Source organism: Nocardioides sp. URHA0020, from assembly GCF_000620705.1.
GTDB lineage: Bacteria > Actinomycetota > Actinomycetes > Propionibacteriales > Nocardioidaceae > Nocardioides.
In genome coordinates this window covers 226,633-232,705 of record NZ_JIAR01000033.1, presented here as the reverse complement: position 1 = coordinate 232,705, position 6,073 = coordinate 226,633, and the positions used below count along the sequence as shown (strand labels likewise).

The 6,073-nt window shown below is 65.8% G+C and carries 10 protein-coding genes; 4 read left to right on the top strand and 6 right to left on the bottom strand.

Annotated features, from left to right (window positions below; all coding sequences use genetic code 11):
* Positions 1 to 110: 110 nt before the first annotated feature.
* Entirely contained in the window at positions 111 to 317 is a 207-nt protein-coding gene (locus N542_RS0103530; protein ID WP_028642753.1) for a hypothetical protein, read from the bottom strand.
* Between the two features lie 166 nt (positions 318 to 483).
* On the opposite strand from N542_RS0103530, the gene N542_RS0103525 reads away from it, so the two are divergent.
* From N542_RS0103525 to N542_RS26350, 3 genes are all read left to right on the top strand, one after another.
* The gene (locus N542_RS0103525) at positions 484 to 717 is read left to right on the top strand and encodes a hypothetical protein (RefSeq protein WP_028642752.1); all 234 of its coding nucleotides are present in this window, start codon (positions 484 to 486) and stop codon (positions 715 to 717) included.
* Positions 718 to 829: 112 nt separating this feature from the next.
* The gene (locus N542_RS0103520) at positions 830 to 1,159 is read left to right on the top strand and encodes a hypothetical protein (RefSeq protein WP_028642751.1); all 330 of its coding nucleotides are present in this window, start codon (positions 830 to 832) and stop codon (positions 1,157 to 1,159) included.
* A gap of 128 nt (positions 1,160 to 1,287) precedes the next feature.
* Entirely contained in the window at positions 1,288 to 1,728 is a 441-nt protein-coding gene (locus tag N542_RS26350; protein ID WP_155992839.1) for a hypothetical protein, read from the top strand.
* A 19-nt stretch (positions 1,729 to 1,747) separates the two neighbouring features.
* Here the strand turns inward: N542_RS26350 and N542_RS27360 are convergent, their stop codons facing one another.
* A complete protein-coding gene (locus N542_RS27360) occupies positions 1,748 to 2,092 on the bottom strand; it encodes a hypothetical protein (RefSeq protein WP_155992838.1) in 345 nt (114 codons plus the stop codon).
* A 147-nt stretch (positions 2,093 to 2,239) separates the two neighbouring features.
* Between N542_RS27360 and N542_RS0103510 the strand changes: the two genes are divergently transcribed.
* Positions 2,240 to 2,602 carry a hypothetical protein gene (locus tag N542_RS0103510; protein WP_028642750.1) on the top strand — a complete coding sequence of 121 codons (363 nt, stop codon included), beginning with the start codon at positions 2,240 to 2,242 and terminating at the stop codon, positions 2,600 to 2,602.
* 102 nt (positions 2,603 to 2,704) lie between these two features.
* Here N542_RS0103510 and N542_RS0103505 read toward each other — a convergent pair whose 3' ends face one another.
* The 4 genes from N542_RS0103505 to N542_RS0103490 form a co-directional block, all read right to left on the bottom strand.
* The gene (locus N542_RS0103505; protein ID WP_028642749.1) at positions 2,705 to 3,220 is read right to left on the bottom strand and encodes a DUF6924 domain-containing protein; all 516 of its coding nucleotides are present in this window, start codon (positions 3,218 to 3,220) and stop codon (positions 2,705 to 2,707) included.
* Between the two features lie 140 nt (positions 3,221 to 3,360).
* A complete protein-coding gene (locus N542_RS0103500; RefSeq protein ID WP_028642748.1) occupies positions 3,361 to 3,960 on the bottom strand; it encodes a hypothetical protein in 600 nt (199 codons plus the stop codon).
* Positions 3,961 to 4,281: 321 nt separating this feature from the next.
* A complete protein-coding gene (locus N542_RS0103495) occupies positions 4,282 to 5,271 on the bottom strand; it encodes an aldo/keto reductase (RefSeq protein WP_028642747.1) in 990 nt (329 codons plus the stop codon).
* A 22-nt stretch (positions 5,272 to 5,293) separates the two neighbouring features.
* Positions 5,294 to 6,058 carry an SDR family NAD(P)-dependent oxidoreductase gene (locus N542_RS0103490; protein WP_028642746.1) on the bottom strand — a complete coding sequence of 255 codons (765 nt, stop codon included), beginning with the start codon at positions 6,056 to 6,058 and terminating at the stop codon, positions 5,294 to 5,296.
* Positions 6,059 to 6,073: the final 15 nt, after the last annotated feature.

Genomic DNA, 6,073 nt, shown 5'->3' with positions numbered 1-6,073 from the left:
GTCTCCGAGCGCACGCTACGCGGCATGAGCGTGCGTCTCCGAGCGCACGCTACGCGGCATGAGCGTGCGTCTCCGAGCGCACGCTACGCGGCATGTCCGGATGGCGCGCCTCAGGCCGACTGCGCGCGCTTGCGGCCACGTAGCCACAAAAGGCCAAGCGCCGACTGGACGATCATGTAGAGACCGAGCGCTCCTGCCAGAGCGGCCAGCACGAGCAGGAAGGTTCGGTTGCCGCCTTCGGTTTCGGTCGACCTCATGAACAGGCAAAGAACGACAAGACCGCCGAAGAAGAGGACTCGCGCGACGAGACCGGTCACCGAAGTAGCGACACTCGTGGGAGGGCCGGGGTGGTTTGAGGACCGATCGATCATTGACCGATCTTCCCGCCGAGCTCTCATGAATCCCATCCGAATCTCGGCATGTGCGAGTTCCGACAGCGGCAAGAGCGGACGCTGCTCCGCCGGGCTCGCTACGCTCCCGCGCATGACCCAGAGCCGATTCACTCAGACGCCGACGCGGGCGATCATCATCACTGAATTCGCCGTGGGTCTTCTCTCCATCGTCTTCGCGGTCCTGAATGCCACGTCGATTGATGGAACGACCGATGGACTGCTCGCAGTCGGTTTGGGCATCGTTGGCGGACTGGCAGTCGGTCTGGCAATGGGCATGAGCAGACACCTTCTGTCGACACGCACCGCGGTCGACCAGCCTGCCTGACACCCGCTCATCCGCTCATCCGCAGCGTCGCTCGCTACCTGCGGCATGAGCGTGCGTCTCCGAGCGCACGCTACGCGGCATGAGCGTGCGTTCGTGCTCATAGGATTCGGGCGTGGACGTTGACCTGCCTGCGATCCGAGCCTTCGTGTTCAGCGACCAGGATCTGGCCGACATCTGCGCGGAGGTGCTAACTGTGCTGGCGTACGGCGAGCCTCTGGTCGAGACGCTGGAGTTCAACGACGTGGATGTGACCGTTGACCGGGGCCGAAGCCTGGTCACCTTCCAAGGTCTCTCGGTCAAAGACGAAGCCGTGCAACTGCCGCAGGAACGCTTCGTGGAGTTGGCGAGCACTGTCGCAAAGCCCCTGAATGGAGCGAGTCTGACCACGTGGCGGGAGCGCCGTCAGAGACGCGTTTGGCCGATGCCTCCAGTCTCTCCATGACCCGACCGCTCATCGGCAGGAGTGCGCGGCCCCACTCGCGGCATGAGCGGATGAGTCGCTCTTTCGCCTCTGCCTCGGCCGCGGTGTCGGCAGGTGAGCGATTCAAGCGTTTCGACATACTGCCTCACGTGGACCCACTCAGCAGGCTTGCAGCGGTCGAGGCCCTCGTAGGTTTGTCTCTGAGCCCGGAGTGGCGAGACCGGGCAGACGCGGGCATCGCGCTAGCTCAGTTCGTCGAGTTGGAGCAGGCTGCGGAAGCGCTCCGTCGTCTGGTGCTCGATCCGCAGGACACGGGAGTCACGGACTCGACCGTGGAGTCGCTCGTTCGACGAGGCGACGCAGTCTCACTAAGAATCGTGGCTGGCGCTCTTCTATCAGCGGAACTCTCAGAAGAGGACTCCACGTTCGAATGGATCGAGTCCGGGATCGCAAAGGGATTTGGCTACGTCTTGGTGGACGAGGATGCCTTGGCTGAGACGACGAGAGCGTGCAAGATGTTGGCGGAGGCGGAGGCTGTGGACGCACTTGCCGCGTACATCAAGAGCCAGGCGTCTAACGAGAAGGCGTAGTCAGGCCCGATGTTTAGGGTCAGCCGATCTTAATCCGCCCCACCGGCCACACCGCACGCTCATCGGCATGAGAGTGCGGATCGCGGCATGAGCGTGCGTCTCCGAGCGCACGCTTCGCGGCAGATGCGGACGTTACCTGCGATGTAGGCGTGAGCGAACGTCCGCCCAGCGCACCGACCGCGCCGACCCACGGAGCATTTCCTGGCCGACGCCGCACGTACCAAGAGGCGAGCGTGCCGAGCGCGATCACCAACCAACAGATGCCGAGGCCGAGGCTTCCGTCGGAGATCCACCAGATGCCAAGCCCGAAGGCCAAAGCCGCTAGAACAAGCAAGACCGATGCAGCCTTCTGCTTCTCGCTCATGTTCGAAGCCTATGGACGCCCGAGGCACGGCGGACCGGTTCGCGGCATGAGAGTGCGTCTCCGAGCACAGCACGCTCCGCGTCCAGAGACTCGTGCTTGCGCGGAGGTTTCGCCGTCTCGCGCCTCGCCGAATGCCAGAATCGCTGAATGGGTTCGAAGCATCGGCGATCGTGGTCGAGCCTCGATGACGAGACGCGCGAGTTTCCATCGGGCTTCTGGGCTGTCATCGGCAAGGTGGACGGCGGAGGTCTCGGGGAGAGGCTCGTCGGAGCGATCGTCGGCGGTGTATCGATCGTCGTGGAATGGCTGCTCGGCGGCATCGGTCTTGGTATCAGCAGACCCGATCCTCGCTACCGGGTGCTTGTGGGCAGAACCGGGAGCCAGAGCGTCTTGGGTGTTCGCGAGGCCCGAACTCGGCGACAAGCGAACAGGGACCTGGAGGCCGTCGCGGCGATTCTGCGGAGGTCAACCGCGCAAGAGGCCCGAGACGCGTTCGACCTCGACTTCTAGGCGGACGCTGAACGCTGCCGGTGATCGGCACGACCGAACTGATCGCGGCATGTGAGCGGGTTTCTGTGGAATGCCTGGGGACGGCGTCTCAGCGCGTCGCCGTCAGTCACCGGCAGCGAAACCGCGGAACACCCCGCCGTGCTCGTTTGCGTAGTTAGCGAAGTCGGAAAACTCCATGTTGGAGATCGAGAAGTTCACGTCGATCAAGGCGATCTCAGGAATCGAGCACCGGAAACTTCGACCCATGAACGTGTCGAAGAGGTCGGCGTCTTCGGGGTCGGGACAGGTGAGGTCGACGTACACGAGAGTGAGGTCGGCACCTGTGTCTACCTCCGCCATCGACTGCGAGTCGGCGAGCAGCACATAGCCCAATGGGGCGTTGCCAGCGGCTTCGATGGCCGCCGCCAGGCGCTCACCGTTCACGCCCTCGAACGAGGGGTGGTCGAGCGCGGTGAAGTTCGGGACGACGAAGTCGTCGGGGTCGCCGTTGTCGATAGTGTCTACCGGGGTGTTGATGGCTTGGAGAATGGCCGCCCACCCTGCGTCATTGCTCCGGTCAGTGCGTATGAGGGCGGTGGCCTCGTGGTCGAGGGCGGCCGCAAGTTCGGGCAGGTCCACGCGCGGAGTATGACACCGCCGGGGCCATGCTGAGGTCCCTTCGCTCGCGCCCAGAGGGCATCGACCGCTCATCGGCAGGAGCGAGCGGAACGCGGCAGGAGCGGATGTTCTGGCGCGTGCGCATTAGTAGGTTTCGTGAACTACCCACCAGATCCGCGTGGCGTGCCCATCATCTCGACCTGCCACTCGCCGCTCATGTGTTGGCGGTAGGTCTTGTCGCTTTGCGTGTAGTCGATCTCGACTCCTGTTAGGGATCCGAGGGGCGCCTTGGTTATGCGGGCGTGCACGAGTGCGTACCGCTTCCCGGCCGAGTGCGGGGGCACCGTGAGCTCACCCGTCCACCTCTCGCTCATGGTGATGGCTGCAGGGTTGCCGGAGGTGCGGCTGTCCCAGCTCAGCATCATGCCGTCGGTCTCTGCGTAGGAGAGAGTTCGATAGCCCAGGATCTTGAACCCGGCGGGAACTCTGTTGACGTGTACCGACTGGACGGTGAGTGACTTGTCGGTGTTGTTGTCGAATGCCGGCAGCGCGAACAGGACTTCGTCACCGATCTTGACGTCCCGGAGCCCCAGAACGCCTGCCGCTTGCGGTCCCGAGTCTGCGAACGCCGTGCCGTTCCGGTCCCGGGCTGCCATGCCGATGGCAAGCGCGGAAGCACCGCTGAGGGTTATCAGTACAAGCGTTGCCAGTGAGATCCGCGTCCGCCGCGCGTGTTGGACGCCGACCGTCATCAGTTCCACGGGCCTAGCGGTAGATGGGAGCAGGCGGTACGCACGAGCAGAAGATACGGGCTCTGGCCGACTCGCGGTGTGAATCGGCCAAGCACAACGGGCACTACGCGGCATGAGCGTGCGTCTCCGAGCGCACGCTACGCGGCATGACCGGATGGCCGCAGCGCACGCTATCTGCGGCAGATCCGGTCGATTCTCCGACCTCCAGACTGTTCCGTTGTCGTCCTCAAGGGCTGCGGCGACACTCACCTCTCCAGTAGTACCGAGGACACGTGTGACGTCTCAACGTCGACGACATCTCCCAGGCCTGGACTCGGGCACCTGGGGTAGTTACTGGTCGATCGACGCCATGTTGGCGTCGTCGTGCCGCGCCCCGGCCGCCGGCTCGAGCGCTTCGAGGCGCGCGACCTGATCGGCGGTGAGCTCGATCGCGTCAGCGGCCGTGTTCTCCTCCACACGGGCGACGCGGCGCGTGCCGGGGATGGGTGCGATGTCGGCGCCGCGGGTGAGGATCCACGCGAGCGCCGTCTGCGCCGGAGTTGCGCCGATCTCGGCGCCGATCGCGGTGACCTCATCAACGAGCGCGAGGTTGCGGGCGAAGTTCGCACCGGTGAAACGGGGGTTGGTCTTGCGCCAGTCGTCGTCTGCGAAGTCGTCAACCGACCGGATCTGGCCGGTGAGGAGGCCGTGGCCGAGCGGCGAGTAGGGCACGAAGCCGATGCCGAGCTCGCGGAGCACGGGCAGGATCTCGGCCTCGACGTCGCGGGTCCAGAGCGAGTACTCGGTCTGCAGCGCGGTCACTGGGTGCACGGCGTGGGCGCGTCTGATGGTGTCGGGTGAGGCCTCGCAGAGTCCGAGGTGCAGCACCTTGCCTTCGGCGACGAGCTCAGCGACAGCTCCGGCGGTGTCCTCGATGGGCACGGCCGGGTCGACGCGGTGCTGGTAGTAGAGGTCGATGCGGTCGGTGCCGAGTCGGCGCAGCGATCCCTCGACGGCGGCTCGGATGCTCTCGGGACGGCTGTCGATCTGGCCGGGAGCGGGGTCGGCTGCCGGGCGGTGCGAGACGAGGCCGAACTTCGTGGCGATGACGACCTCGTCGCGTCGGCCGGCGACGGCGCGTCCGACGAGCTCCTCGCTGAGGAAGGGTCCGTAGATCTCGGCGGTGTCGATGTGGGTGACGCCGAGGTCGAGGGCGCGGTGGATGGTGCGGATCGACTCGTCGTGGTCGAGCGCGCCCTCGGAGGTGTAGGTGCCGGCCATGGTCATGGCGCCGAGGCCGATGCGGGAGACGTCGAGGTCTCCGAGGTGTGCGGTGTGCATGTGTGCTCCTGTGGTGGTGGGCTCAGGCCTGTGAGGTGGGCATGGCCCAGAGCTCGCTGATCGAGGAATGGGCCGGGCGGGTGACCATGTAGGCGATGCTGTCGGCGATGTCCTCGGGCTGCAGGCGCACGGGGATGTCGTCGGTGGCGTCGAGGCCGTCGCGGACCTGCTGGTTGTTGTGCGACACGAGCTCGGTCATGACGGCGCCGGGTTCGAGGACGCCGACGCGGACCTGCTGCTTGGTGACCTCCTGGCGCAGTGCCTCGGTGAACCCGTTCACACCGAACTTCGTCATGTTGTAGACGCCGAAGTTGGCCGATGCCTGGCGGCCCGCGATGGAGGAGATGTTGACGATGTCGGCCACGCCGCGCAGGTCGTCATTCGCGGCAGCGAGCAGGTGCGGCAGCGCCGCGTGGGTCGTGTACAGCAGGCCCTGTTGGTTGACGGCGATCATCCGGTCCCATTCGTCGAGGTCTGCGCCGACGATGTTGCCGAGGAGCATGAGGCCGGCGTTGTTGACGAGGATGTCGAGGCGTCCGAGCGTGGCGACGACGGTCTGCACGGCTGCCTGCGCCTGAGCCCGGTCGGTGATGTCGGCTTCCACGGCGAGCGCGGTGCCGCCCGCGGCTTCGATGGAGGTGACGAGCTGGTCGAGCCGGTCCTTGCGACGGGCGAGGACGGCGACGGTCGCGCCGTGCTCGGCGAGTCGGCGGGCCGTGGCCTCGCCGATGCCGCTGCTGGCTCCCGTGACGATCGCGACGGCGCCGGTGAGTGAGGTGCTCTGCATGGCTTCCTCTCGTGG

What these genes read in the sequence shown, in the direction of transcription:
- N542_RS27360 (WP_155992838.1), bottom strand. Translation starts at nt 2,092, where the DNA reads ATGAGCGAGAAGCAGAAGGCTGCATCGGTCTTGCTTGTTCTAGCGGCT.
- N542_RS0103525 (WP_028642752.1), top strand. Translation starts at nt 484, where the DNA reads ATGACCCAGAGCCGATTCACTCAGACGCCGACGCGGGCGATCATCATC.
- N542_RS0103510 (WP_028642750.1), top strand. Translation starts at nt 2,240, where the DNA reads ATGGGTTCGAAGCATCGGCGATCGTGGTCGAGCCTCGATGACGAGACG.
- N542_RS0103490 (WP_028642746.1), bottom strand. Translation starts at nt 6,058, where the DNA reads ATGCAGAGCACCTCACTCACCGGCGCCGTCGCGATCGTCACGGGAGCC.
- N542_RS0103495 (WP_028642747.1), bottom strand. Translation starts at nt 5,271, where the DNA reads ATGCACACCGCACACCTCGGAGACCTCGACGTCTCCCGCATCGGCCTC.